General features: G+C 61.7%; 27 protein-coding genes and 1 pseudogene. 12 read left to right on the top strand and 16 right to left on the bottom strand.

Annotated features, from left to right (window positions below; genetic code table 11):
* Nucleotides 1-259, bottom strand: a pseudogene (locus FH975_RS10310) (GNAT family N-acetyltransferase); the annotation flags it as partial.
* 183 nt (nucleotides 260-442) lie between these two features.
* Between FH975_RS10310 and FH975_RS10305 the strand changes: the two are divergent.
* From FH975_RS10305 to FH975_RS10290, 4 genes are read left to right on the top strand one after another with little or no spacing between them, the layout of a single operon-like run.
* The gene (locus FH975_RS10305; RefSeq protein ID WP_162321276.1) at nucleotides 443-1,288 is read left to right on the top strand and encodes an ABC transporter ATP-binding protein; all 846 of its coding nucleotides are present in this window, start codon (nucleotides 443-445) and stop codon (nucleotides 1,286-1,288) included.
* A gap of 13 nt (nucleotides 1,289-1,301) precedes the next feature.
* Nucleotides 1,302-1,943: an ABC transporter permease gene (locus FH975_RS10300; protein WP_162321275.1), complete on the top strand. Its 642-nt coding sequence runs from the start codon at nucleotides 1,302-1,304 to the stop codon at nucleotides 1,941-1,943.
* The gene (locus FH975_RS10295; RefSeq protein WP_162321274.1) at nucleotides 1,940-2,602 is read left to right on the top strand and encodes an ABC transporter permease; all 663 of its coding nucleotides are present in this window, start codon (nucleotides 1,940-1,942) and stop codon (nucleotides 2,600-2,602) included. The genes FH975_RS10300 and FH975_RS10295 overlap by 4 nt, the downstream gene beginning before the upstream one ends.
* Nucleotides 2,603-2,630: 28 nt before the next feature.
* On the top strand, nucleotides 2,631-3,545 hold the full coding sequence (locus tag FH975_RS10290) for an ABC transporter substrate-binding protein (protein ID WP_153078920.1): 915 nt from the start codon (nucleotides 2,631-2,633) through the stop codon (nucleotides 3,543-3,545).
* A gap of 24 nt (nucleotides 3,546-3,569) precedes the next feature.
* On the opposite strand, the gene FH975_RS10285 is transcribed toward FH975_RS10290, so the two are convergent.
* The 4 genes from FH975_RS10285 to FH975_RS10270 all read right to left on the bottom strand — a co-directional run bounded on the left by FH975_RS10285 (nucleotide 3,570) and on the right by FH975_RS10270 (nucleotide 6,943).
* Entirely contained in the window at nucleotides 3,570-5,081 is a 1,512-nt protein-coding gene (locus FH975_RS10285) for a DEAD/DEAH box helicase (RefSeq protein ID WP_153078921.1), read from the bottom strand.
* 8 nt (nucleotides 5,082-5,089) lie between these two features.
* A complete protein-coding gene (locus tag FH975_RS10280) occupies nucleotides 5,090-5,323 on the bottom strand; it encodes a DUF3107 domain-containing protein (protein ID WP_153078922.1) in 234 nt (77 codons plus the stop codon).
* 89 nt (nucleotides 5,324-5,412) lie between these two features.
* The gene (locus FH975_RS10275) at nucleotides 5,413-6,045 is read right to left on the bottom strand and encodes a TetR/AcrR family transcriptional regulator (RefSeq protein WP_153078923.1); all 633 of its coding nucleotides are present in this window, start codon (nucleotides 6,043-6,045) and stop codon (nucleotides 5,413-5,415) included.
* Between the two features lie 40 nt (nucleotides 6,046-6,085).
* Nucleotides 6,086-6,943, bottom strand: a complete 858-nt coding sequence (locus FH975_RS10270; RefSeq protein ID WP_153078924.1) for a PHP domain-containing protein — start codon at nucleotides 6,941-6,943, stop codon at nucleotides 6,086-6,088.
* Between the two features lie 66 nt (nucleotides 6,944-7,009).
* On the opposite strand from FH975_RS10270, the gene FH975_RS10265 reads away from it, so the two are divergent.
* Nucleotides 7,010-8,557, top strand: coding sequence for an aminopeptidase P family protein (locus FH975_RS10265; RefSeq protein ID WP_162321273.1), 1,548 nt, complete (start codon nucleotides 7,010-7,012; stop codon nucleotides 8,555-8,557).
* Here FH975_RS10265 and FH975_RS10260 read toward each other — a convergent pair.
* The 4 genes from FH975_RS10260 to FH975_RS10245 all read right to left on the bottom strand — a co-directional run bounded on the left by FH975_RS10260 (nucleotide 8,545) and on the right by FH975_RS10245 (nucleotide 12,719).
* Nucleotides 8,545-9,036: an Lrp/AsnC family transcriptional regulator gene (locus FH975_RS10260; RefSeq protein WP_153078926.1), complete on the bottom strand. Its 492-nt coding sequence runs from the start codon at nucleotides 9,034-9,036 to the stop codon at nucleotides 8,545-8,547. The genes FH975_RS10265 and FH975_RS10260 overlap by 13 nt on opposite strands.
* A 31-nt stretch (nucleotides 9,037-9,067) precedes the next feature.
* Nucleotides 9,068-9,937 carry a carbon-nitrogen hydrolase family protein gene (locus tag FH975_RS10255; RefSeq protein ID WP_202923175.1) on the bottom strand — a complete coding sequence of 290 codons (870 nt, stop codon included), beginning with the start codon at nucleotides 9,935-9,937 and terminating at the stop codon, nucleotides 9,068-9,070.
* On the bottom strand, nucleotides 9,934-11,739 hold the full coding sequence (locus FH975_RS10250) for a flavin monoamine oxidase family protein (RefSeq protein ID WP_162321272.1): 1,806 nt from the start codon (nucleotides 11,737-11,739) through the stop codon (nucleotides 9,934-9,936). The genes FH975_RS10255 and FH975_RS10250 overlap by 4 nt, the downstream gene beginning before the upstream one ends.
* A 128-nt stretch (nucleotides 11,740-11,867) precedes the next feature.
* Entirely contained in the window at nucleotides 11,868-12,719 is an 852-nt protein-coding gene (locus FH975_RS10245; RefSeq protein ID WP_162321271.1) for a general stress protein, read from the bottom strand.
* A 33-nt stretch (nucleotides 12,720-12,752) separates the two neighbouring features.
* Here FH975_RS10245 and FH975_RS10240 point away from each other — a divergent pair, with 33 nt between their 5' ends.
* The 5 genes from FH975_RS10240 to FH975_RS10220 all read left to right on the top strand — a co-directional run bounded on the left by FH975_RS10240 (nucleotide 12,753) and on the right by FH975_RS10220 (nucleotide 18,341).
* The gene (locus tag FH975_RS10240) at nucleotides 12,753-13,883 is read left to right on the top strand and encodes an Mrp/NBP35 family ATP-binding protein (RefSeq protein WP_328821858.1); all 1,131 of its coding nucleotides are present in this window, start codon (nucleotides 12,753-12,755) and stop codon (nucleotides 13,881-13,883) included.
* 51 nt (nucleotides 13,884-13,934) lie between these two features.
* Complete coding sequence (locus FH975_RS10235; RefSeq protein ID WP_153078929.1) at nucleotides 13,935-14,963, top strand: TAXI family TRAP transporter solute-binding subunit; 1,029 nt, start codon at nucleotides 13,935-13,937, stop codon at nucleotides 14,961-14,963.
* Nucleotides 14,964-14,968: 5 nt separating this feature from the next.
* On the top strand, nucleotides 14,969-15,484 hold the full coding sequence (locus FH975_RS10230) for a DUF1850 domain-containing protein (RefSeq protein WP_162321270.1): 516 nt from the start codon (nucleotides 14,969-14,971) through the stop codon (nucleotides 15,482-15,484).
* A complete protein-coding gene (locus FH975_RS10225) occupies nucleotides 15,484-17,496 on the top strand; it encodes a TRAP transporter permease (RefSeq protein ID WP_153078931.1) in 2,013 nt (670 codons plus the stop codon). The genes FH975_RS10230 and FH975_RS10225 overlap by 1 nt, the downstream gene beginning before the upstream one ends.
* An 86-nt stretch (nucleotides 17,497-17,582) precedes the next feature.
* Nucleotides 17,583-18,341 (top strand): sulfite exporter TauE/SafE family protein, encoded by a 759-nt coding sequence (locus FH975_RS10220; protein WP_162321269.1) that lies wholly within the window; start codon nucleotides 17,583-17,585, stop codon nucleotides 18,339-18,341.
* A 9-nt stretch (nucleotides 18,342-18,350) separates the two neighbouring features.
* On the opposite strand, the gene FH975_RS10215 is transcribed toward FH975_RS10220, so the two are convergent.
* Together FH975_RS10215 and FH975_RS10210 are read right to left on the bottom strand one after the other, a co-directional pair.
* Entirely contained in the window at nucleotides 18,351-18,857 is a 507-nt protein-coding gene (locus FH975_RS10215) for a Sec-independent protein translocase family protein (protein WP_162321268.1), read from the bottom strand.
* A 35-nt stretch (nucleotides 18,858-18,892) separates the two neighbouring features.
* Nucleotides 18,893-19,741, bottom strand: coding sequence for a hypothetical protein (locus FH975_RS10210; RefSeq protein ID WP_162321267.1), 849 nt, complete (start codon nucleotides 19,739-19,741; stop codon nucleotides 18,893-18,895).
* 97 nt (nucleotides 19,742-19,838) lie between these two features.
* On the opposite strand from FH975_RS10210, the gene FH975_RS10205 reads away from it, so the two are divergent.
* Nucleotides 19,839-20,480: an O-methyltransferase gene (locus tag FH975_RS10205; RefSeq protein ID WP_162321266.1), complete on the top strand. Its 642-nt coding sequence runs from the start codon at nucleotides 19,839-19,841 to the stop codon at nucleotides 20,478-20,480.
* Here the strand turns inward: FH975_RS10205 and FH975_RS10200 are convergent, their stop codons facing one another.
* From FH975_RS10200 to FH975_RS10185, 4 genes are all read right to left on the bottom strand, one after another.
* Nucleotides 20,481-20,651, bottom strand: coding sequence for a DUF3117 domain-containing protein (locus FH975_RS10200; protein ID WP_138252750.1), 171 nt, complete (start codon nucleotides 20,649-20,651; stop codon nucleotides 20,481-20,483).
* A 56-nt stretch (nucleotides 20,652-20,707) separates the two neighbouring features.
* The gene (locus FH975_RS10195; RefSeq protein WP_162321337.1) at nucleotides 20,708-21,028 is read right to left on the bottom strand and encodes a DivIVA domain-containing protein; all 321 of its coding nucleotides are present in this window, start codon (nucleotides 21,026-21,028) and stop codon (nucleotides 20,708-20,710) included.
* A 68-nt stretch (nucleotides 21,029-21,096) separates the two neighbouring features.
* Nucleotides 21,097-22,029: an undecaprenyl-diphosphate phosphatase gene (locus tag FH975_RS10190; RefSeq protein WP_162321265.1), complete on the bottom strand. Its 933-nt coding sequence runs from the start codon at nucleotides 22,027-22,029 to the stop codon at nucleotides 21,097-21,099.
* Nucleotides 22,030-22,067: 38 nt separating this feature from the next.
* Nucleotides 22,068-22,850 (bottom strand): NAD-dependent deacylase, encoded by a 783-nt coding sequence (locus FH975_RS10185; protein ID WP_162321264.1) that lies wholly within the window; start codon nucleotides 22,848-22,850, stop codon nucleotides 22,068-22,070.
* Between the two features lie 155 nt (nucleotides 22,851-23,005).
* On the opposite strand from FH975_RS10185, the gene FH975_RS10180 reads away from it, so the two are divergent.
* On the top strand, nucleotides 23,006-23,926 hold the full coding sequence (locus FH975_RS10180; protein WP_162321263.1) for a hypothetical protein: 921 nt from the start codon (nucleotides 23,006-23,008) through the stop codon (nucleotides 23,924-23,926).
* Between the two features lie 16 nt (nucleotides 23,927-23,942).
* Here FH975_RS10180 and FH975_RS10175 read toward each other — a convergent pair whose 3' ends face one another.
* Nucleotides 23,943-24,614, bottom strand: coding sequence for a response regulator (locus FH975_RS10175; protein ID WP_162321262.1), 672 nt, complete (start codon nucleotides 24,612-24,614; stop codon nucleotides 23,943-23,945).
* Nucleotides 24,615-24,618: the final 4 nt, after the last annotated feature.

Genomic DNA, 24,618 nt, shown 5'->3' with positions numbered 1-24,618 from the left:
CCGGATGGGAGACTTCAGCAAAGGGCCCATCATGATCTGTCACGGTGGCCGTACCAACGACTCGGCCCTCAAGCTCCGCAACCAACACCGCCGCGTGTTCGGCACGCTCGGACACACGCGTCAGGTGTTCAACGTAGAAGTCCTCAGCCCGCAGGTGGCCTCCATCAACATAGGCAGCAACGGTGAGATCCCCTACGCGCGGATACTCCTCGGGGTGGGCTGTGCGGATCAAAACCGTCTCTGACGTCGTCGTTCTCATAAGCCACTATCTTTTCACAGCGCCCACCGGGCACCAGACCCAGCGGCTCAACATGAGCCTTCAGCTTCCACAAAACCGCTCAGCAGGATCTAGAGTGGTCTTATGGAAGGCTTCAACATCACCAGGTGTGGCTCCATCTGCGGGCTCAGCACCCTTTGCATCAGTGGGCAGCGAACCTGACCCATGGCCATCGACTTCCGGAACGTCACCAAGACATACCCCGACGGCACCGCTGCCGTAGAGAATTTCACTCTCCACGTGCCCTCGCATACCTGCACCGTTCTGCTGGGGTCTTCCGGGTGCGGGAAGTCAACGCTGCTGCGCATGGTTAACCGAATGATCGACCCCAGCTCAGGCGCAGTCCTGATCGACGATAACGATGTCGCCACCACCGAGCCGGTGGCCCTGCGCCGACGCATCGGATACGTGATGCAGGACTCTGGGCTGCTTCCGCACCGCCGTGTGATCGACAACATTGCCACCGTCCCCCGGCTCACCGGAGCGTCCAAGGCGGACGCGCACCGCCGAGCGCAGGAGCTGATGGAGATCGTAGGGCTGGACGCGGCACTGGCGCGCCGGTACCCGAAGCAGCTCTCCGGTGGCCAGCAGCAGCGAGTGGGAGTCGCTCGCGGGTTGGCCGCAGACCCCAACATTCTGCTCATGGACGAGCCTTTCGGGGCCGTGGATCCATTGGTGCGCGTGGAACTGCAGCGTGAACTGCAACGCATTCAAACTGACCTGCGCAAGACCATCATCTTTGTCACTCACGACATTGATGAGGCTCTGACGCTGGGTGATCAGATCGTGGTGCTGAAGAAGGGCGGTGAGGTCGCACAGATCGGGACTCCGGAGAATATCGTGGAAGCGCCGGCCAATGACTTCGTCGCGCAATTCTTGGGGCTGGATTCCGCGCGCCGCTCTTTGAAGGCCGCACCCCGTGAAGGTGGCGGGTGGCTCGTCAGTGATGGGCGCGGCCGACCGCTCGGCGTGGTGGATTCGGCGCCGGACCAACAGCACGCAACTGACTGAGCCAACACCTGCCATGGAGTGGATTCTCAACAACCTGCCCCGCATCACGGACCTGACCGTTGCCCACCTGCTGCTGGCTCTGCCTGCAGTGGCCGCGGCGTTCCTGATCGCTGTCCCGGTTGCCTGGGCGGCGAATCGGGTACGCCCGCTGCGCGAGGTCTTGGTCTCCGGCACCGGGCTGCTCTACGCGATACCGTCGCTTCCCCTGTTCATCGTCTTACCGATCATCCTGGGGACTGGGGTCAGGGACACCTTCAATGTCATCGTCGCGCTGACAATCTTTGGGCTGGCGCTGATGGTCCGCTCCGCCGCCGATGCGCTGGACTCCGTCGACAGCGGAGTCAGACTCGCCTCCACCGCCATGGGTTACTCACCTGCCAAGCGGTTCTTCTCCGTGGAGCTGCCACTGGCTGGACCCGCACTTCTGGCCGGGCTGCGGGTGGTCTCAGTGAGCACAATCTCGTTGGTATCCGTCAGCGCGGTGCTGGGTGTGCAGTCACTGGGTTCGCTGTTCACTGACGGGTTCGAACGCGGCATCGTGCCCTCGATCGCAGCGGGCATCCTGCTGACCGCGGTACTGGCGCTTCTGCTGGACCTGCTCCTGATTGCCGCGGGGCGCGTGCTCATGCCGTGGTCACCAGGAGGTGGCCGATGAATCATCTGATTGACGCCTTCGACGTGCTGCTTGACCCCGAGTCCTGGAGCGGCCCTGGCGGATTCGGTGTGCGCATGCTCGAACACCTCTGGTACACGGCACTGGCCCTGATCATCTCTGCAGCCATCGCCCTGCCAGTGGGGCTGATGGTGGGCCACACCGGACGCGGGCGAGCCCTGGCCGTCATCAGCACTGGGTTGGTGCGCGCACTGCCCACCCTGGGACTCATCACGCTGGCCGCACTCTTTGTGGGAATCGGGCTGACGGCGCCGATGATCGCGTTCGTGGTGCTCGCTGTCCCGTCCATCCTGGCCGGCGCGTACGCGGGTGTTGAATCGGTAAGTCCCGCCACCACCGACGTCGCGAAAGCTCAGGGCATGAGCGGCTGGCAGGTGCTGCTCAGGGTGGAGATCCCCCTGGGTCTTCCGCTTATCATCGGCGGACTGCGCAACGCGACCCTGCAGGTGGTTGCCACAGCTACCCTGGCCGCCTATGTCGGAGCTGGCGGCCTCGGCAGACAGCTCTTCCTGGGCCTGCGCACCCAGGACTACCCGCTCATGCTCGCCGCTTCCATCGCCGTCATCCTGCTGGCGATCGTCCTTGATGCATGTTTTGAATTCTCCCAACGGCTGCTCCGGCGGCTATTGGGGCTTGTTTGATCAACCGATGAAGAAGAGGAAAATCGCTATGAGAATGTACCCCGCCGCCTGTGCCGGTATCGCCCTGCTGACCCTCAGTGCCTGCGGCGGAGGCGATCCCCTGGAGACCGATGATGACGCCGCGACAGATGACGGTGACTCCGCTGAGTTGGTCATCGGATCTCAGCAGTACTACTCCAACACCATCATCGCCGAGATCTATGCCCAGGTGCTGGAAAACGAAGGTCATGAGGTTCAGCGTGAGTTCGAGATCGGTCAGCGTGAGGTCTACATCCCGGAATTGGAGTCCGGAGCCATCGACGTCTTCCCTGAGTACACCGGAAACCTCGCAGCGTACTTGGATCCGGACATTGATTCAGGGGACCCCGATTCGGTGCACGCTGACCTGCAGGAGGTGCTTCCAGAGGGCCTGGAGACCTTGGACTACGCTGATGCCACCGACCAGGACAGCTACGTGGTCACTGCAGAGTTCGCGGAGGAGAACGATCTCACAACTGTTGCCGATCTCGCTGAGGTGGACGAAGACCTGAGCATCGCGGCGAACTCAGAGTTCGAAACGCGCCCCTACGGCATCGGCGGGCTGTCCGAGACCTATGGTGTGGAATTGACCCTGGTGCCGGTTGAAGACTCCGGCGGGCCGCTGACGCTGGGCGCACTGCTGGACGGTGACGTGGAGGTCGCCAATATCTACAGCGCAGACCCCGCCATTGAGGACAACGACCTGGTTATCCTGGAGGACACTGAATCTCTGGTGCTACCGCAGAACGTGGTGCCCGTAGTATCCGAGAACGTGGATGATGAAGCACGTGCTGCCCTCAATGAGGTGCAGAATGTGCTGGATCAACAGGCGCTGCTGGACATCAACGCCCACTCTCAGTCAACCCAGGACAGCCCCGCTGATGTCGCCCAGTGGTGGTTGGAAGACCAGGGAATGCTTGACTAGGGCACACTCCCCTGACAGGTGCGGTCAGTCGCTGCCTTCGGAGCCGGAGACTTTTCTGCGGCGACGACGGCGGCGCTGGCCGCTCCCGGAGGCTTCTGCGGAGTTCTTCTTCGCCTGAGGTGCTTTCTCGCTGCTCGCCTCTGGAGAGCGTTTGTCTGATCCGCTGCGGTTGTTGCGGCCCCGGCCCTTAGAGCGGTCGCCGCCACCGGATCGGCCACGGTCGCCTTTGGACTGAGCTCCACCGGGCCCGCCGAGGTCTTCGATCTCTTCGCCCTCGAGCCCCTCCTTGGAGCGCTGATGACGAGGCAGCCGCCCCTTGGTCCCCTTCGGAATATCCAGATCGGCGAACAGATGCGGCGAGGAGGAGTAGGTTTCCACCGGTTCGGGTATCTCCAACCCCACTGCCTTATTGATCAGGCTCCAGCGGGGCATGTCCGCCCAGTCGACGAAGGTCACAGCAGTGCCCTTCTGCCCTGCTCGACCGGTTCGTCCGATGCGGTGGAGGTAGGTATTGTCATCCTCCGGGCATACGTAGTTGATGACGTGAGTGACGTCTGTGACGTCAATTCCGCGGGCAGCGACGTCAGTGGCCACCAGCACATCGACCTTGTCATTGCGGAACGCCCGCAGCGCCTGTTCCCGGGCACCCTGGCCGAGGTCGCCGTGGATGGCGCCTGCGGCGAATCCTCGGGTCTTCAGCTCATCAGAGAGTTTGTCCGCCTGACGTTTGGTGCGGGTGAAGATGATGGTTCGCCCCCGGCCCTCGGCCTGCAGTATCCGGGCGATCATCTCGTCCTTGTCCATCTGGTGTGCCCGGTAGACCACCTGGCGGATGTCCTTCTTCGTGACACCCATATCGAAAGGATCGGCAGCACTGATATGCGTAGGCTTGGTCATGAAGCGCCGCGCCATAGAGACCACCGGACCCGGCATAGTCGCCGAGAACAACATGGTCTGGCGGACGTCTGGCACATAGGAGAGAAGCTTCTCCACATCGGGCAGGAACCCGAGGTCGAGCATCTCATCAGCCTCATCCAGCACTACAATCTTCACGTTCTTCAGATTCAAGTGCTTCTGCCGGTGCAGGTCAATGAGGCGACCTGGGGTGCCGACCACAATTTCTACCCCGGCGCTGAGCTGTTTGATCTGTGGTTCATAGTCGCGACCACCGTAGATGGTGGCGATACGCGCGCTGAGCTTGCTGCCAGCAGCAGTGAGGTCCCCTGCCACCTGAACGGCAAGTTCACGGGTGGGGGCGACGATCAGCGCTTGCGGAGCGCCCGGGCTGGGCAGTTGGTCGAACGCCTCGGTACCTGGGGCTGCCACTCGCTGCAGTGCGGGAATACCGAAGCCCAGGGTCTTACCTGTTCCGGTCTTAGCCTGACCAATGATGTCATTACCGGCAAGCGCGATCGGAAGAGTCTCCGCCTGGATCGGGAAAGGAGCAGTGATGCCCTTATCCGCCAAGGCATCGACGATTTCGCTGCGGACCGCAAAGTCCGCGAAGGTCAACGTGTCTGTTGAAGTGTCTGTCATTCGTACTTTCACTCAGCGACGGCGGCGAAACCCACCGTCTGTTTTGTGTCTGAGCCAATCTCCACGTATCCGATGGAATTCACCGGAACCACCACGGTCTTATCGCGACGGTCGGTGAGGCTCAACAGCGGCTTGGACTTCTCGATCGCTTCGGCGACAGCCTTCTGAACATCCTCCGCAGACGCCTCGGTCTCGATGAGGATCTCCCGGGCAACGTTCTGGACTCCGATGCGTACTTCCATGCCACTCCTTGGTTTGGGTTCGGCGCCCCAGCTCTTCACATGAGAGCACGACGACGCCGCAGTACAGGTCTGACTTTCAATCCTACCTTTTACCAGCCCTCAGATTCCTTAGGGAAACCGGAGATTCCTCTCCAGGCCAAACGAGCTGTCAACTGTGCGGAAGTCTCCAGGTCGGGCCGCTCCGACAACTTCGACCAGTGGCGGGCCGCCGAGGTCGCCATACCGAGCAGTCCGTGGCCGAGCATCGTAGCCTCAGCCATCGGCTGTCCTGTGTCATCGGCGATCACCTCCGCAATGGCCCCTGCCATTACGTCGTGGAAGCGTTCGAGGCGCTCAGTGACGGCGTCGTCATTGTCCATCCCCGAGGAGAAGATCAACCGGTAGGCCTCATCCTTGCGGGCAATGAACTCATAGAAGGCCGTCACGGTCCCGGAGACTCGTTCCCTGTTGGCGACTGACTTCGCCAGCACAGTGGTGAGTTCGTGCTGAAGCTGACCCAGATGGGTGTCAAGCAGGTCCAGAAAGAGCTCGTGCTTTCCCGGAAAGTGCTGGTAGAGAACCGGTTTGGAGACCTCAGCGGACTCCGCAATGTCATCCATGGAGGCAGCATGGAACCCTTTAGCAACAAAGACCTGGAGCGCACATTCCAAGAGCTGTAGTCGCCGCTGCTCGCGCGGGAGCCTTTTGGCTCTGACTGGTTCAGGTGCCGATGGCGTGGTCATGGGTGAAGAGTCTAGAGCACCGTGTGAACCCGGGCACAAGCTAGCTCGGCAGCGGCCCACTGGGTGAGCACCCGGTGCCCAACTCGAGGATGCGAACGACCTGCTCATCCTCCGTGGTGTTCTCCCCCAGCAGGTTCGGCTTGCCGCGGGTCCCGTGGTAGTCAGAGGAGCCCGTGACGATGAGGTCGTGCCGAGCGGCGAGGTCCAGCAACAGCTGCCGACCTTCCGCCGGGTTGTCCCGGTGATACACCTCCACCCCACACATTCCAGCCTCTACGAGCTCCTCCAACTCAGCAAGTGTCAATGTGGCTCCGCGCGCCCCCGCCATGGCGTGGGCGATGATCGGCACCCCACCAGCATCACGAATGCGTTGGACTACCTCCACTGGGTGCGGGTTGTCCTGATCCACGAAGTACTTGGTCCGCCGGTGGAGATACTTTGCGAACGCTTCACTGCGGTCCGCCACCACACCAACCGCCACCAGAGCGTCAGCCAGATGCGGGCGACCTATGGAAGTCCCCGGCTGGACTTGTTCGAGCACCACTTCCCAGGTGATCGGAAAATCCTCCGCCAACCGATCACAGATCCGTTTAGCCCTCTCCACCCGGCCGCCGCGGGCCGCTGCGTTGATCTCCAACATCCCAGGGTGCTCCGGGTCATGCAGGTAGCTGAGCATGTGAACGCTGACCCAGGATGTCTTGGAGGTGACTTCCATGCCCGGAATGAAGCCCAACCCATGCTCAGCGGCTGCCGTGCGGGCCGCATCCCACCCGGCACTCGAATCATGGTCCGTCAGCGCCAGACCCGTCACACCAGCCCGGGCAGCTTCGGCGACCACATGCGCAGGCGACTCGGTTCCGTCGGAGACCGTGGAATGCGTGTGCAGGTCAAAGCTCATCCTTTTACTGTATCCAGCTCACCTGTCGATCACGACGAGAAGGTGAGGGCACATAGACTGAAACCCATGAATTCTGAAGAACACACCTCCGAAGACACTCAACAGCTCAAAGATCGGGTCAATAATCGATCCCAACGCCCACAGTCCGCGGCTTTCAAACAGTTTATGGCCTCCCACTGGGCTGAGGCTGAGGCGAGCACCCATTCAGCCGATGCGGTCGCTGAGTACTCCCCCGGGCGTCGTCGTGCTGTCTCTGAACGCTTCTCCGGAGAGCGGGTGGTGGTTCCTGCCGGTCCGCTGAAGGTGCGCTCCAATGACACCGACTACCGGTTCCGGCCGCATTCAGCCTTTGCTCACCTGACGGGGCTAGGTGTGGACCACGAGCCCGATGCGGTGCTGGTGTTCGAGCCCGTGGAACCGGGAACAGGCGACGACGGCAGTGACCACGAAATCACTCTGTACTTCAAGCCCATGGCCGGGCGGGACACCGAAGAGTTCTACTCAGACTCACGGCACGGAGAGTTCTGGATTGGACCGCGTCCAGGACTGGAGGAGTTCGAGCAGCGCCTCGGAATTCGCACCAAGGACTTGGGTGAGCTTGAGCCCGCAGTGACCAAGAACGCCGGTGCGGTGGAGATCGGGGGGACCCGAATCAGGTTGCTCCGAGAGGTGGACCTCAATGTCGAGGCCCTGGTTGACACCTCCCGAGTCAACACCGGGGTGGATCTGGAAGCTTCGGACGCCCTGGACGCTGAGCTGACGGAGTTCTGCTCCGAGCTGCGCCTGGTCAAAGATGACTGGGAGATTCAGCAGATGCGGCACTCCGTGGAGTCCACGATCGCAGGCTTTGACGATGTGGTGCGCGCTATTCCGCGCGCAGTGGGTCATGACCGCGGCGAGCGCATCGTGGAGGGGGCGTTCTTCGCCCGCGCTCGACAAGAGGGCAATGACCTGGGTTACGACACCATCGCGGCCTCAGGCAACAACGCGACGATCCTGCATTGGATTCGCAACCACGACCGGATCGAACCGGGCGAGCTGCTGCTCCTGGATGCTGGTGTGGAGGCTGACTCGCTGTACACAGCGGACCTGACCCGCACCATTCCGGTCTCCGGGACGTTCACCCCGGTGCAGCGCAAGATCTATGAGGCCGTCCTGGCCGCTGCTGACGCGGCGTTTGAGGTGGTGAAGCCCGGGATTCGGTTCCGGGACATCCATCAGGCTGCAGTAACCGTGCTGGCTGAGCACTTGGCCGACTGGGGGCTGCTGCCGGTGCCGCTGGAGGAAGCGCTCTCGCCGGAGGGTCAGCATCACCGGCGGTGGATGCCGCACGGAACCAGCCACCACTTGGGGCTGGACGTGCACGACTGTGCCCAGGCGAAACGGGACCTCTACCTTGACGGCCTCCTGGAGCCGGGCATGGTGTTCACCATCGAGCCGGGACTCTACTTCAAGAATGAGGACCTCGCGGTCCCCGAAGAGTACCGCGGAATCGGCATCCGGATTGAGGATGACGTGCTGGTCACCGAGAATGGTGCGGAGAATCTGTCGGCCGCACTCCCCCGCACTCCAGATGATGTTGAAGCGTGGATCGCTCGCCTTCAATCGAGCTGATCTGGCTCGTTTTCTGGACCGGTGACGGTGATGGGCCGGCCTTCGAAGAATGTCTGGAGCACCACGGTAGTGCGAGTGTTCACTGACGCTGCCTGGCGAATGTCACGGATCAGCGCCTCCAGAGCACGCGGAGTGGGCACTCTGACGAACAGCATATAGCTGGCATCACCAGCGACTGAGTAGCAGGCTTCTATGGCCTCTAGGTGCTCCAAGCGCTGGGGGGCGTCATCGGCTTGGCCGGGGTTCAGGGGGGTGATTTCGACGAACGCCGAGAGCGATTTTCCCAAGGCTTCTGGGGACAACGTGGCCTTGTAGCCGAGGATGACGCCCCTGGCTTCCAGACGCCGCACTCGGGCCTGAACGGCGGAGACAGAGAGACCAGCCCGTTCCGACAGCTGGGAGAGCGTGGTCCGGGCATCACGGGAGAGCTCCCGGAGAATGGATTCGTCAATTGCGTCGTGAGTTCCGGCACCGGCCATTCGCCCAGGGTATCGCAACGGTGCGGCTGGCTCAGGAGGTGCCATCGGTGCGAAGACGAATATCGAATCGACGCTCCTGAAGGTAAGGGTTCTGCGCCCGAGAAGTCTCCAGGGATTTCCTGCTGACCTGACAGACGAGCAGTTCCTCCGCACGGCCAGCGCTGCCGACTACAGCTCCGTCCGGCCCGACGACTCGGCTTCGGCCCCCGTAGCGGAACCTGGTGTCTTCGCCGCAATAGTTGGCGTAGGCCACATAGACCTGGTTCTCTATGGCTCGCGCGGGGACCAGAATCTCCTGGACGTTGTCGAAGGCCACCATATTCGCAGTGGGAACGCAGATGAGCTCTGCGCCGCTGAGGGCGAGCGCCCTTGCGACCTCCGGGAATTCGATGTCGTAGCAAATAGCGGCACCGAGCCGCCAACCTCGCCAATCCACGACCGGACAGCGAGCTTGCCATTGGTGATCAGCTGCCCCATCACCTCCCGCACCCGGCACCTCACCCATCGGGAGAGCGTCAAACTGCTCCCGGTCGACGTCGCCGAAATAGTGCAGTTTGCGGTAGTCAAGCAGCCTTTCACCATCGGCATCGATGAAACCGACGGTATTGAATACCCGGCCGGCATCGTCTGCCTCCGGATACCCGTACATGATGGCCACGCGGTAATGACGTGCGATCGCAGCGGCCTTCTGTGCTGAGGGGCCCGCCGCAGGTTCGGCGAGGTCCAGCGTCTGCCTTCTGCCCAGAACATAACCAGTGAGGAACATCTCCGGGAGGATGAGCACGTCAGCCTCGGCCGCGCTCGCTGCAGAAGCCAGTCTCTCCATGACGAGGAGGTTCTCCTCCTTGCCCCCGGTCCGCGGCGGCTCCTGGGCCAGAGCGAGGCGCAAGAGTTCGCTCATGCCGGCAACTCGACGGGCCCGAGCTCGGGGTAGAAGTCCCCCGGACCAGGGTTCTCGGGGTGTGTGCGGCCGCCGAAGTGGGTCAGGATTCCCCAGACGGCGTTCAGGGCAGTCTGGACTGCTCCTTCGGCCCAGGCCGGGGTGAAGGAGATGCTGTCACCTGCCAGGAAGATGCCGCGCTCGGCCTCCGGCATCTCGTCCTGCATGAAGTGCCCGTACATGCGGTGATTGTAACGGTAGTGGCCGGGCAAAGCGCCTTTGAATGCCCCCAGAAAATAGGGATTGGACTCCCAGGAGACGGTGACCGGATCTCCGATGATGTGTTCCCGGATGTCCAACCCTGGGTAGATCTTCTCCAGTGCCCTGATCGCGAGGTCCGCCCGCTTTGCCGCAGTGTAGGGCAGCATCTTCAGCGCATCCGACATCCAGGAGTAGGTCAAGCAGATGACGCCGGGCTGATCGGGCCCGTTGTCAAAGAGATAGGTCCCACGTGTCAGCCGGTCCGTCAGCGTCATGCTCATGATTTGCCGACCCGTCTCCGGGTCGACTTTCTTCCAGAATGCTTGGTCCACGGCCACGAATGTCTTAGAGGACTGCATGTAGCGGGTGCGATCCAGCGCCATCCACATATGTTGGGAGAAAAGGGCCTCATCGCAGTCTATTTCGGTGGTCAGCAGCCAACTCTGGCAGGTGGCCAGGACCGCCTCATAGCTGCGAACCTTTCCAGAGGCTTCGGTCACGGCGATCCTGCCGTTGTCGAGTCGGTGCAGTGACGCGACTGCGCCTCGAGGTGCGCCGCTGGGGCAGGGCACTGCATCTGCCTGAGGAGAATCCGGGTACTCCTCCCCGGGACTTGAGGCGTGCAGACTGGCGAGCGAGGTCCCCTTCGGCCAGTAGGAGCTGTCATTCACCGGTCGGCTCCAGAGGCCTCGGGGCAGTTGTTCGACTCCTCCGACAACGAGCTCCTGGTGGGAGTCACACTCGGTGATGACCACGCGCAGGATCTCCAACATGGAGTTGGCGAAGTCCGAATCCCAGCCACCAGTGCCGAATCCCACCTGACCGAAAACTTCCCGGTGTCGGAAGGAGAGCTTGGCGAACTCCTCTGCCCGGGAGACGAACTCATAGAAGCTTGTGTCATCCCATGCGGCGACGATCGTGTTCCAGAGGCGCTTCAACGTGCGGGCATCCCTGTTACGGATGGCATTCTGGAGGCCGTCGAGGTTGAACTCGCGCTGAAGTGCCGCATCCCAGGCCGCAGCAACTTCTGTGAAAAGCGCCGGGAGGTCAGCGAGGCTTTCGGCGTACCAGGTTTCCCCGTCCAGGTCTATGACGGTGCTGCCGGCTGCTTCAGTGAGCGGATTCGGGAAGGGCTCAGTGCTCAGGCTCAACAGTTCAAGATAGTGGTAGAAACTGGCCGACGAGACGGGAAATCTCATGCCACCGAGTTCGGCGACGACGTCGCCGTATCCATTGGTGGCCCCGCCGGCGTCACCTTCTGTGGTCAGCGAGAAGCGTTCTGACCGGAGCCGCCCGCCGAGACGCTCAGCCTCATAGACCACAGGGCGCAGACCCAGGCGCATCAGCTCGTACGCAGCCACCAGTCCAGCGATCCCACCGCCGATGACAGCAACTTCCTTCCCCCGAGCCTGTGCCGGAAGAGCGCCGAGCCCCGCGGGGTGTTTTATCCAGTCGTCATAGGCGAAGGGGAAATCGGGGCCGAAAGCTGTGACCGGTGCCGGTGTGTATCGACCCTCAGAATGCTTGTCACGTACGCCATCAACCGAAGAAAATGTTGCCATAGGTCAACGTTACAGGAATTTGTCCCGCGTAAGGTTCGGTTGCGTCGGGTTCTCAGAACACCACAGGCCTCAGTGCGCTACGGACTCGCAGGCAGGTTCCGCGATCTTGGGGCACCGCTGGATGCTCATCAACCGCGGGTATTGTCCTGACCAGCGGACGCCTGCTCAGCCTCCTGCTGTGGTGAAGACTCCGGCGAGGCTGCGCTGTCCTGCTGGTCACTGCCCGGCTGCTCCACATCCTCTAGTCGGACGCCGTAGCGTGGCCTTCCACCCGGTTCCTGCCACTCCTGGGTGGAGCGAGCGCGCTCCTGCTGATCCGCCGAGGCCGACGTCCCTTGGGAGGCCTCGTTCTCCGATCCGGACAGGGGCTCCTGCTGACGCGCGGTCTGACTCTGCGCCTCGCGCCGGATCGGACTCTGCTGGACCTGCCGTTGGTCAGATGCGGCTGAGCCTGACGTGGGGCTGGAAGCGGGCTGCCCCGTGGGGTCATTCATTGCGTTGAGACTCGGCACTCCGGCTCCGGCGACCAACTGCCGCGCTTTCGCCGCCACCTGAAAATCACACACCACGTCGTAGGTGGTCGCGGTCAGCTGCGAGGCGGAAACGAATCCGCGGGTACCGCGCCGGGCGGCGAAGCTCACCACGCCGATGATCATCCAGATCGCCATTCCCATCAGCACGGCCATACCCAGGTTCAGCAGGGGCGCCTCCGGGGTGAACAGCATCAGCAGCAGACCCATGAAGGCGCCGAACAGAGCACCCTGCAGCGCACCGGTTCCCGCCACCCGTGGATAACTGAGCCGACCACGAACCTTCTCCACTGACCGCAGGTCGTTACCGACAATCGTCAGCGCTTTGACGTCGAAGTCCTGGTCCGCAGCAAGGTGGTCCACGACTTTCTGTGCATCTTCATAGGAGCGGTACCGCCCGAGAAGTTCACCTCGGGGCAGTGCGCCGGTGTGCAGAGGAAGAGTTGCCATAGGTCCTATTGTGCCCCCAACTACACTGGTGATGTGTCCGAATCAGCTGCTGCCGAACGTGTCCGTCGCCGGCTCGACGAAGTCCTTGACCCTGAGCTTCGGGTCCCCATCACGCAGATCGGCATGGTCGGGACGGTGGAGGTCACCGATGCCGGTACCGCCCAGATCACCGTAAAACTGACCACCGAAGCGTGCCCCATGCGCAGTCGGATCGTTGAAGATGTCAGCTCAGCCGCCGTGCGCGCTGAGGGCATACGGACTGCTGAGGTGCGGCTTGATGTCATGACACCTGAAGAGCGAGCTGACCTGAAGGAACAGCTGCGGGACGGCCACGGGGCTAAGGTCAACAGGTTTGCCCAGCCTGACTCCCTCACCCAGGTCTACGCCGTTGCCTCAGGAAAAGGCGGTGTCGGCAAGTCCACTGTGACGGTCAACCTCGCGTGCGCATTAGCTGCCCGGGGGCTGAAAGTGGGGATCGTCGACGCCGATGTGCATGGGTTCTCCATACCGGGGCTGATGGGTATCACCGACAAACCCACCCGGATCGATGAGCTGATCCTGCCGCCAGTGGCCTATGACGTGAAAACCATCTCAATCGGCATGTTCGTTGAAGGCAACCAGGCCGTGGCATGGCGCGGCCCGATGCTGCACCGGGCCGTGGAGCAGTTCCTGACCGATGTGCACTTCGGCGACCTCGATGTGCTGCTTCTGGATCTGCCCCCCGGCACCGGCGACATTGCCATCTCTGTGGCGCAGCTGCTGCCGGGCGCAGAACTGCTTGTCGTCACCACACCGCAGAGCGCTGCAGCGGAGGTGGCCGAGCGGGCCGGTGCGCTGAGCACACAGACTGAGCAGCGAGTAGCCGGCGTGGTAGAGAATATGGGGCCGATGACATTGCCCGATGGCACAGTGCTGGACCTCTTCGGTTCCGGGGGCGGGCAACTGGTCGCTGATCGGCTCAGCACGCAACTGGAGAGTGCGGTGCCGCTTTTGGGGTCGGTACCTCTGGACACCGCTCTGCGGCAGGCGGGGGACGACGGCGCCCCGGCTGTCATATCCGCACCGGACTCTCCCGCCGCACAGGCACTGCAGGGCGTCGCAGACCGCCTCGCAAGCCGCTCACGAGGCATATCCCGACGTCAGCTGCCCCTCAACGTCCTCTGAGCCGTTAGGATTATTGCGCACATTACATCACCACCTTGGAGGATATTCACGATGACGTGGAGCAGCAAGACGCTTAAATTCACTGCCGCAGCCTCAGCCGCGGCGCTATTTCTGACCGCTTGCAATGGCGACGGTGACACCACCGATGACGCCGATATTGATGCCGAGGCTGGAGAGGCCGTCGATGAGTCAGCAGTCGGTGACATGGACGCAGACTTCCTCACTATCGCCACCGGTGGTTCCTCAGGGGTTTACTATCAAATCGGTGCGACCATGACCGATATTCTGGCCGATGAGCTGGACTCTGATACCTCAGTTCAGGCCTCCGGCGCTTCGGCAGAGAACATCAATATGCTCACCGACGGTGACGCCGAGCTCGCCTTCACCATGGGGGATGCCACTGTGCAGGCCATGGAGGGAACAGGCCCGTTTGAGGACGACGCGCGCGATAACCTCATGGCCATCGCCACCCTGTACCCCAACACGGTTCAGCTCGTAGCGCTGGAGAACTCCGGCATTGAATCCGTAGAGGATTTGGCCGGCCAGAATGTTGCGGTCGGCGATGTGGGCTCCGGTGTGGAACTCAACGCGCAGATGATCCTCGGTGCCTACGACATGGACTACGACGACATCAGCGAGGACTATCTCTCCTACGCCGAGGCCACAGATCAGATGGCCAACGGCCACATCGACGCCGCCTTCGTCACCTCCGGTCTTCCGAACCCCACACTGGTGGAGCTGGGAACCAGCACAGACTTCGTAGTGGTGCCCATCGACGGTGAGGGGCGCGAGAACCTGCTGGAGGAGTACGACTTCTTCGCCGAAGATGTCATCCCTGGCGGCACCTATGTTGATGATGAAGACGTGGAGACCGTAGGTGTGACGAACCACCTCATGGTCACCTCCGAATTGTCGGAGGAAGCGGTCTATGACATCACTGCGGCACTGTTCGACAACTTGGACCGCATTCACAGCTCTCATGCAGCGGCAGAGCAGATCACCCTCGACACCATTGACGAAGGCATCGTCGTGCCAATGCACCCAGGTGCTGCCCGGTACTTCGATGAGCAGGACTCCTAAGTGACGTGAACGGCTCGAAGCCTTCCACAGGCTCACCGTGGCGGCGACTGGTGTCTTTCGGCTCAGCCGCCGCCACGATTGCCCTCGGAGGCACTGTCGGGTGCGCCGACTCTGCACCGGGGCATCAGGCAGTCATCTCTCACCAACGCACTGATGAGGTGCTGGCTGAGCTGCCCGTGACTGACGGGACTGTCATCACTCAACGATGGATCCACTCGATCGAGCAATCCCCCTGGACCGACACGTACCGTACAGTGATTGCGCCGGGCGACGACGCTCATCTGTTGTTGGAGTCTACGGAATTCTCTGAGTACGGAGCAGGGATGCCTCTGGACGAAGGGGACCTAAGCTTCGGCGACGGGGTCATCCGCATCACGAACATTGACCGCGAACTTGAGTCTCTGACCTGGTTCCACTCACACACTGCAGATTTTGAACTCACCATCGACGGTGAGGTCACGATCGCAGCAGACGACCTTCCGGACCGCGAACCACTACAGCTGAGGATCGAGAGCCAGTGATGACAACCAAACGAAGCAGCGAAACTCAAGGTGACGTCGTCGAACTCTCCCCCGGCGAGTCTGACGCCCGCGGGGCACTCGAGGACGACGCCGCCGAGGCAGTAGCCAAATACGATGCCGAATCCAGGGTGCGGACCACCAACTGGAAGCCCCTGGCTTTCCTGATCTCGGCAGTGGCAGTCTTCACCGCGCTCTACCACCTGTGGACCGCCTACGCTGGGCCGCCGGCGACCATGGTGCACCGCTCCATCCACGTCTCCGCCATGCTGTTCCTGACGTTCATGATTTACCCCCCGTTCCGGAACGCGCAGCAAAACTGGTGGCGCATCCCCGATGCCGCGCTCGCACTGCTGTCGGTCGTCCCCACGGTCTACCTGATCGTCAATTACGAGAACATCGTGCTCCAAGCGGGCCGGTTCTCCAGCACTGATGTCCTGGTCGCCGCGCTGCTGGTAGTCCTGGTGCTAGAAGCTGCCCGGCGCGTCACCGGATGGGCACTGCCGATTCTCGCGGTGCTGTTCATCCTCTTCGGAATCTACGGCCGGGACCTGCCCGGACTATTTCGCCACCGCGGGTACGATCTGGACACACTTTTCTACAACTTCTACGCCACCACCGAGGGTGTCTTCTCCACCGCTATCGGTGTCTCCGCGACCTATATTTTCCTCTTCATCCTCTTTGGCGCATTCCTGGCCAAATCCGGAATGAGCCAGCTGTTCAACGACCTGGCGCTGGCGATCGCCGGGCAAACCCGCGGTGGGCCGGCAAAAGTAGCGACCGTAGCTTCGGGGTTCATGGGCTCAATCAACGGTGCCGCCATCGCCAACGTCGTCTCCACCGGTGCGTTCACCATCCCGCTGATGAAAAAGATCGGCTACACGCGGACCTTCGCCGGGGCAGTGGAATCCACCGCCAGCGTGGGTGGGCAGATCCTACCGCCGATCATGGGTGCAGCCGCCTTCATCATGGCTGAGACCATCGGAGTTCCCTACACCACCGTGGCCCTTGCCGCCATCGTCCCGGCACTGCTCTACTACCTGAGCCTGATCGCTCAGATTCATCTGCGGGCCACCCGTATGGGACTCAAAGGCATCTCCAAGGAGAACCTTCCGGATATCCTCCAGGTCATGAAGGAGCGGGGGCATATGCTTCTGCCTCTGGTCTTCCTGGTCTACATGCTCTTCTTCACCGGCTACACAATTCTCTACTCGGCCCTGTTCACCATCCTGGTCACCATCGGAATCTCCATGATCCGCAAAACCACCAGGATGAGCCCGATGGACATGATCCAAGCGCTGGATCAGGGCACTCGCTCCGCCATCTCGGTGGCAGTGGCCTGTGCCTCTGTCGGTGTGGTGGTCGGCGTCGTCACCATCACTGGCTTCGGCGTCATCCTGGCCAGCGCCATAGTGGACCTCTCCGGGGGTGTGCTGTTCTGGACCCTGGTGATGTCCATGTTCGCCTGCCTGGTGCTCGGCATGGGACTGCCGTCGATTCCGGCTTACATCGTGACCGCAACTATGGCCGCACCTGCTCTAGTGGAGCTGGGCGTAGAACCGCTGGTCGCCCATCTGTTCGTGTTCTACTTTGGCCTGTTTGCGAACATCACTCCGCCTGTGGCTCTGGCGTCGTTCGCCGCAGCCGGCATTTCGGGAGGCAGACCGATGCGCACCGGCGTCGCGTCTATGAAACTGGCCGCAGCCGGGTACGTGATTCCCTTCATCTTCGTCTACAACCCGGATCTGCTGCTGCGCGACGTGGACTTCGTCACCGGAGTTCAGGTTGTCGGATCGGCCGTTCTGGCGATCCTGCTGCTCGCTACGGCACTGGAAGGGCATTTCATGGTAGATATGTCCTGGTACCTGCGCCCGGTGATCGCCGTCGGGGCGGTGATGATGCTCTCAGCTGATCTGACCTACGATCTGATCGGGATTGGTCTGGTCGCAGCGGTATTGGCCATTCAGCTGATTCGGGCCAAGTCCCAGGATCGGCTCCACTTCAAGTCTATTTAGAGAATGTCTCGCCGCTCCGCGGCGGAGATACAATTGGAGCGCCGCAGCGACACGTGCGACGTATGCCCATGGTGGAAGGAAGCTGAGTGGCGGAGCTGACGTGGATCTCGCTTGCGATTCTCGCCCTGGTGTTCGCCACGTCCGGAATCCAACGCGTCACGGGATCTGGCTTCGGACTCATCCTGTCGCCGTTTGTAGTGCTGCTCATCGGTGCGCATGAGGGAGTGATGCTGGCCAACTTCCTGTCCATCTTCGCCCCAATCTTCATCATGTGGCGCACCTGGCGGCTCATTGAGTGGAAACGGCTGGCTTGGATCATGATTCCGGCACTGGCTGTGATGCCTCCGGCGGCCTGGGTCTCCGTCAACGCGCACGAAGGCGTGCTCTACGTGGTGGTCGGCTCACTTGTCATCTTCGGTATTTTGGTCTCTCTGGTTGTGCACCGCATCCGGTTGAGCATTGACGGGCCCGTGACTCGGGCGGTCACCGGCGCAGCTGTGGGGGCCGGTACGGTCCTCGCCGCGGTAGGAGCTCCAGCTACCGCCATCTACACGGTGGTCTCCCGCTGGTCGATCCCGGTCATGATCGCCACGGTGCAACCGCTCTGGATGATCGTCTCCGTAGTGTCCTTCGGCACCAAATGGTCGATCGACGACGGTCAGCTCCCCGGGCTGCCCTGGTGGGCGTGGCTCGGCTCAGTGGCCGCCATAGTTGGCGGTATGTACGCTGGAGAGTGGGTGCAGCGGCACATGAATGAGGTCGCAATGCGCCGTGCGGTCAGCGCGGTGGCTCTGCTGGGTGGCATCCTAGCCTTGGCCATGGGAATACAGGTCCTGCTCAGCTGAGGCCGAGCCTCAGGTGGCGTCAACGTCGAATGGTGCAGGGTCCTCCAGCATGGGACCAGCATCCACAGAATCCGGAGACTCCTCCGATGTGTGTGTGCCTGCAGCTGCGGCTCCAGCAACCCCGGCTGCCAGTGCGCCCCTCCCACCGGACCCGCTGCCTCCGAAAAGCTCCAAAGGATCTACCGGCTTGGCACTGTTCCGACCCTGCGAGCGCTGAGCCTGAAGTGGTTTCCTGGCGGGGCTGCTCAGCGAAACATCGTCGAGCTCATCCGCCAAGGCATCGCGGATGATCCGGCGAGGGTCGTATTGCCGGGGGTCATATTTCTGCCAATCGACGTCGTCGAAATCTGCTCCCGTTTCTTCTTTGAAACGGACTTTCGCGTCATCTGCCCACAGGCGTGCCTTCTTCACCCACCCGGCCAACGATTGCGCATACTGGGGCAACCGCTCGGGACCCAGGAGCACCAGGGCCAGCACGATGAGGATGACGATCTCGTAGATGTTGAAGCCAGGCACAGCTCAACTTTACCGTGAGGCTTTATCTGGCAGGGTTATTCACTTTCGAACCAGGTAAGCATCTCGTCGAAGCCGCGCTCCAGCCGGTCTGCCGGGCCAGGCGCAGTATGTGACAGGTGAACACGGGAGCGGTCGGTGACCATCACCCAAGAGGCCACTTCTCTCGCTGACTCGGCGGGCAGACTGGCCGTCACCACATACTGCACATGGGGAGTTTCTACCGCTGCAGTCCAGATGTCTGAGTCGTTATCGATATAGACAGTGGCCTCATGTCCGGTATCCAGATCAAGGGCCTCAGCACTGACCCGGTCCAGATCTACCAGACTGGCGAGCTTGTCTCGCAGTGGGTGAAGCTCAGAGATTCCCGCTTCAGCGCGGGTCTCGGCAACGTTGATGAAATCATCACCGTCCGTGAGGTGAACTTGGATGGTCCGCTCACTGTCAGCTGAGCTTGTTTCCACGGAATCGTGGCTGAAGCCCGACCGGTCCAGGAAGGGCAACGCCCACCCGAGCGACTTCAGATCACTGAGTCTGTCAATCGGAATCTCTTTGACCGTCGAGCTTTCCAAGGCCCTTGGAAGGACGCCAGCGGCCGCGCCGATCACAAACTCTTCCTCTTCCGCAGCCGGCGGTTCCAGTGCTGAGACTGACGCTGCTTCAGCATCCTGCGAGACGAGGGGAGGGCTTTGGCGCGGTTCCGGAGGCAGGAGCTCTTGGACAGACGACGTCGGAGGTGCAGCCTTTCCGCCGATGACCCATGCTGCAGCTACGATCACGCAGACAACGATCGCCAGCGAAGTCACCAACACCGCAGCCACCCAACCCACATAGAAGCGAGAGGGGGTGCGCGTTCGGCGGGCAGCGCTTGGGGTCATCCGAGACATCGCCCATAGTGTGCAGGTGTTTTCTGTGAATAGGCTTATTTTTTTCTGAGAATCTTGGCTCACCTGGGGGTTCGCTGCAGCAATATATGCTTCACACATGAGTACGCCGGAAAAGAACAAGTATGCCAGTTGGGCCTACGCTGAAGAACATTCCGGACAGGACAGTCTGCTGGAACGGGCCCGTCAGCTGAGCGCCGATGTGGGAACGAAACCGATCTCCGACGGAACAGCGGCGGCACTGACGACCTTGGCTGCCGCATGCGGTGCCCGGAACATCGTGGGTATCGGCCTCGGAGCGGGACTGGCTGGGGCGGCGCTGATGCGCGGTGCCGCCGCGGATGCCGTGCTCACAGGTATTGACGCGGATGTTGACTCGGTGGGAGCAACGCGCCAGCTGCTTCGAAGCATTGGTGTGCCGTCCTCACGAACCAGATTGATCTCCGGTAAGGCCACCGAGGTCCTGCCCCGGCTGACGCCGAGGGGTTACGATCTGGTGTTTATCGACGCCGAGGGCGAGGCAGCTGCCGAATACGTGCAGCACGGACTGCGTCTGCTGCACGCTGGCGGCACGTTGATCCTCAACGACGCTCTCGATGCAGACCGTGTCCCTAAACCCGCTGTTCGGGAGGCATCGACTCAGGCTATGCGGCACGTGGAGGCGACGTTGCGGGATGACGACGCTGTCGTGACCGCCCTGTTGAGCACAGGTACTGGGTTGCTTGTGGCTGTGAAGCGCTAGTTATTCGCCGACGGCTCGGATGAGGCACTGCTTGAGCGACTCGGCTTCTTCCTTATTGATCTCAAGCACCAGGCGACCGCCACCATCAATCGGCACACGCATAATCAAGCTACGCCCTTCCTGAGAGACCTCCATCGGACCGTCGCCTGTACGCGGTTTCATTGCAGCCATCTGGATTTTCCTCTTTCCGTCGTCGTGCCCGTCAGCTCTTACTCCACCATTATCTCTCACTCAGTGGTGATGTCACGACGTTCAGCCGGATCCGAGTCGCTGTTCCGACCTTCGGATTCACGCAGCTGCTGGGCCAGCGTGTCAAGAAGCTGGTCCACCTGCTCCATGCGGTATCCGCGAACAGCAGTGTCGAACTCCACCTGCTCGAGGTCCTCGGCGCTGACTCGGCGCTCAGGAGCATGGCTCAGGAGTGTGTCAATCGGGTGCGGGCCTCCAGCCGGAGGCTCTTCCCGGGGAGCTTCGGCTCCCTCCCATTTTCCTACTAGGAGCACCACGATGACGCCTAGAACCATGACAGCGATGACATAGAGCCACATCACGATTGTCTGTTTTCCCGTCTGATCGCTTTACCCTGGGCCGCCTTCCGGCCCCAACTCCCTCCAGCCTAGTCGGAGGGTTGGGCCGCACGAGCTTCGGCGTCCTGCTCCTCTTGGATCGGTGTCTCGTCCAGTGGGGGCGGATCGGACAGATCGGGCTGGAAGATGAGGATAAAGATCCCGAAGAGCACCACATAGACGGCGAAGATCCTAAACCTCGCCTTGTACAGCAGGGTCAGCACCATCCACAGGGCGAGGGCTCCCACGACTGCGGCCACAATGAAGGCTGCCCAGTACGCCTCGGCCCCGATGCTGAAGCCGCCCTGATGCCCGATCAAGCTCCGAGATTGGACGGCGGTGGCGGACATGATCGTCGGAATCGCGACGAAGAAGCTGAACTGTGCGGCGATTCGGCGGTGCATACCAAGTGCCAGTGCCGCGGCGATGGTGATCCCGGATCGCGATATTCCCGGGAAGAGCGCCAGGGCCTGCGCGAGGCCGATCACAACTGCTACTGCGATCGTCATCTGCGCGGCGCCGCGCCATGTGTAGGTGACGCTGTCGGTCCACCAGAGAATGCCGGCAGTGATGAACAAGAACACGGCCACAATCCATGGAGTGGCGAAAACCTCAGCGCCGTATTCGCGGATGATCAGTCCGAGCACGCCAGTGATACCAACAACGATTACGCCAAGAAGCATCATTTTCAGGTGGATCATGTGCCGCAGGGTCCGGCGTCGCCAGACCCACCCCACCTCACGCACGGTGCCAGAGAGCAACTTGATCAAAGGGCGCCACATCACCACCACAACCGAGACCATGGTGCCGAGGTGGACGACGAGGTTGAAGAAGATCATTTCTGGGGTATCGGGTGCCGGAATTCTAGACCCGGTGTCCATAAGCCAGTGTTCTGCGATCACCAAATGTGAAGACGAGCTCACCGGAATGAACATGAATAGACCCTGGATCGCGCCCAGGAGTACTGCTTCCCACAACGTCACAGACGAATCCTTACTTTAACGGGTCGATGCGCTGCACATCAGAGGGCAGCATCAGCCACTGCCGGCAACATTGTCCCGGAGGGGCCGCGCAGGCAGTAGTCCATGGCATCACTGATGTCCGTCTCTTCAGGGTTGACCTCAACCAACGGGGTCCCGCTCTCCAGCGCGAGGAGAGGCAGGGATGCTGCCGGCTGAACAATACCCGATGTTCCTGCCACCACGACCAGATCTGCTGAACGGATTGCCGCTGAGGCGCTGTCGAAAGCGTTCATCGGAAGCATCTCCCCGAACCACACCACCCCTGGCCTCAGGCTTCCCCCGCACGCTTCACATGCCGGGGGTTCCGCGGGCTCTGGCGGATGCGCGAAGCCGTCATAGTGAGGCGCCGGCAAGTCAGCCGGCTTCGTGCAATCAACGCACCGGTGGTCGAAGATAGAGCCGTGCAGATGCGCAAGGACCCGGGCACCGGAGCGTTCGTGGAGGTCGTCAACATTCTGGGTGATGATGCTCAGGTCCCCGCCCGTGGCAGCAAGCTGATGCTGCCACCTGGCCAACGCAGCATGTCCTGGATTCGGATCGACCTGGAGGAGGAGCGCTTGCCTCCATCGGTACCACGTCCACACCAATGCCGGTGCTTGATCGAACGCCTCCGGGGTGGCAAGGTCCTCCGCGGAGAACTGTTCCCACAGCCCGGTCTGGGCCTCCCTGAAGGTCGGCACGCCGGACTCTGCCGAGATTCCCGCTCCGGTAAGCACCGCCACCCGCGATGCGGACCGCACTAGATCAGCCAGCTCGTCCGTGACCTCGTCAAGTACCTGCACACCACCAAGGGTAAAGCTCGGGCGATTCGTGATGCGAACTCGTGGCCCGTGGGTCTTCTCCCACGTCAACTCTGTACTCAAGTACAGCAGCACTCGATCCGATCCTCCGTAACGTAGTAGATGTCAGCAGAGGAATGCACACCTGAGGAGCACCCGTGACTACCATCTCCAGGACCCACCCCCTCGTCGTAGCCGATCAGCGATCGGCATGCACCATAATCGCTGTGCACTGGAGGGTCCAGACGGACCAATACGTAGAAGGCCACCTGAGAGCCCTGATGCTCCATGTGGAAGTTCACAGTGGTGTCACCCCGATCGCGCTGGAATGGTGTTCGGGAGACGGATTTCTAGGTGCGGTGGTCAGTCTGCCTCCGGCCGAAGCCACCCAGTGGGCCCATGTGCTCCGGTCTGCAGCCACAACGAATTTCCTCTTGCCGGAGCCCTTCCTCGCCAGTGTGGGCCCGTCCCCTGACGTTCTCGAGATGGAAGGTCTCGTCTCCACTGCTGGGGAGACGGCTTACTCTGCTCCAGGGATACCAGAGCCCAGCATCCTTCGACGCTCGGAGGTGAGCGGCTTTGAGCAATTGTTCATCTCCGGTGAGGATCCCGGCGAGACCGCAGGTCAAGCCGCAACATTCCTCGGACTCGGCCTGCTCGCGGCTGGGCCTGGGACGATCCTTCCCGATGCGGTGACGGCTGTTCACCACGGTGCCCTGCTGCAGGTCAGCCGCACGTTGTCGCGCGGAGCACCACGAGTGAACTGGAAGTTGATCCTCTCCGGCCAGGGAGGGCTTCCGATTATGGCCAAAGCGCTGACCGAGGCGGAGGCCGTTCTGGAGCGGTGTGACCCAGACCGACTTTCCAGAGCAAGACGGTTCGGAATCGCCACCCTACGCCGCCCCTGGTGCTCTCCTCAGCAGCTGGCGCGCGCGCTGGCGCAATATGAGACTGCGGGATGGGGCTCACAACTCCTCTTGGAGCCTGAGGAGATGCTCAACGCCGTACCCGACGCCGACGTGCAGCACGCGGCGGATTCCCTGCTGCGTCCGCTGCGTGAGGTGCTGGGGCGCACCTGAGCCGGGGACTTCAGTTTCAGGACCGGTTCCCGGGTGAAAGATCCACCAGGCCTCGTTCGACGGCAGTGACGAGGATCTGCACTCGATCTCTCACCCCGAGTTTCTCCATGACCCTAACGAAGCGCGCCTTGATAGTCGATTCCGTCAGAAATAACTCTTCCGCCATCTCCCGATTACTCATCCCTCGGCTGAGCAGCCGGATGACCTCCAACTCTTTTTCGCTCAGGGTCTCGAGAAGGGCCTTGTCAGGAGAGACTTCGGCCGGCTTGGAGCGTTCAAGGCCACTGACCACATGGCGGGTCACCTCCGCCGAAAGGACAGATTCCCCCACTAGCACCTTGTGGATTGCGGCGCGGATCTCCTCCGGGAGGGCATCTTTGACAAGGTATCCCGAAGCCCCGGCCCGCAACAGGTCAACAACATAGCGGTCCGTCGAAAAGGTGCTCAAACCCAAGATGCTGACGTGCGGGTTTTTCACATGTATCGCCGCAGTCGCTTGCACTCCGTCCATCACAGGCATCTGCATATCCATGAGAATCACGTCGGGTTTCAGCGCCGTTGCCTGGCTGACTGCGGACTGGCCGTCAGAGGCTTCGCCGACGACCTCCAGGTTCGGATCCACAGATAGGTACTCTCGGAGGATCTCACGGGTGAGTGGTTCGTCATCCACCAGCAGTACACGAGCCATCCGG

It is taken from the genome of Nesterenkonia haasae, assembly GCF_010119385.1.
Classification (GTDB): Bacteria; Actinomycetota; Actinomycetes; order Actinomycetales; family Micrococcaceae; genus Nesterenkonia; species Nesterenkonia haasae.
This window is presented reverse-complemented; position numbering and strand designations above follow the sequence as displayed.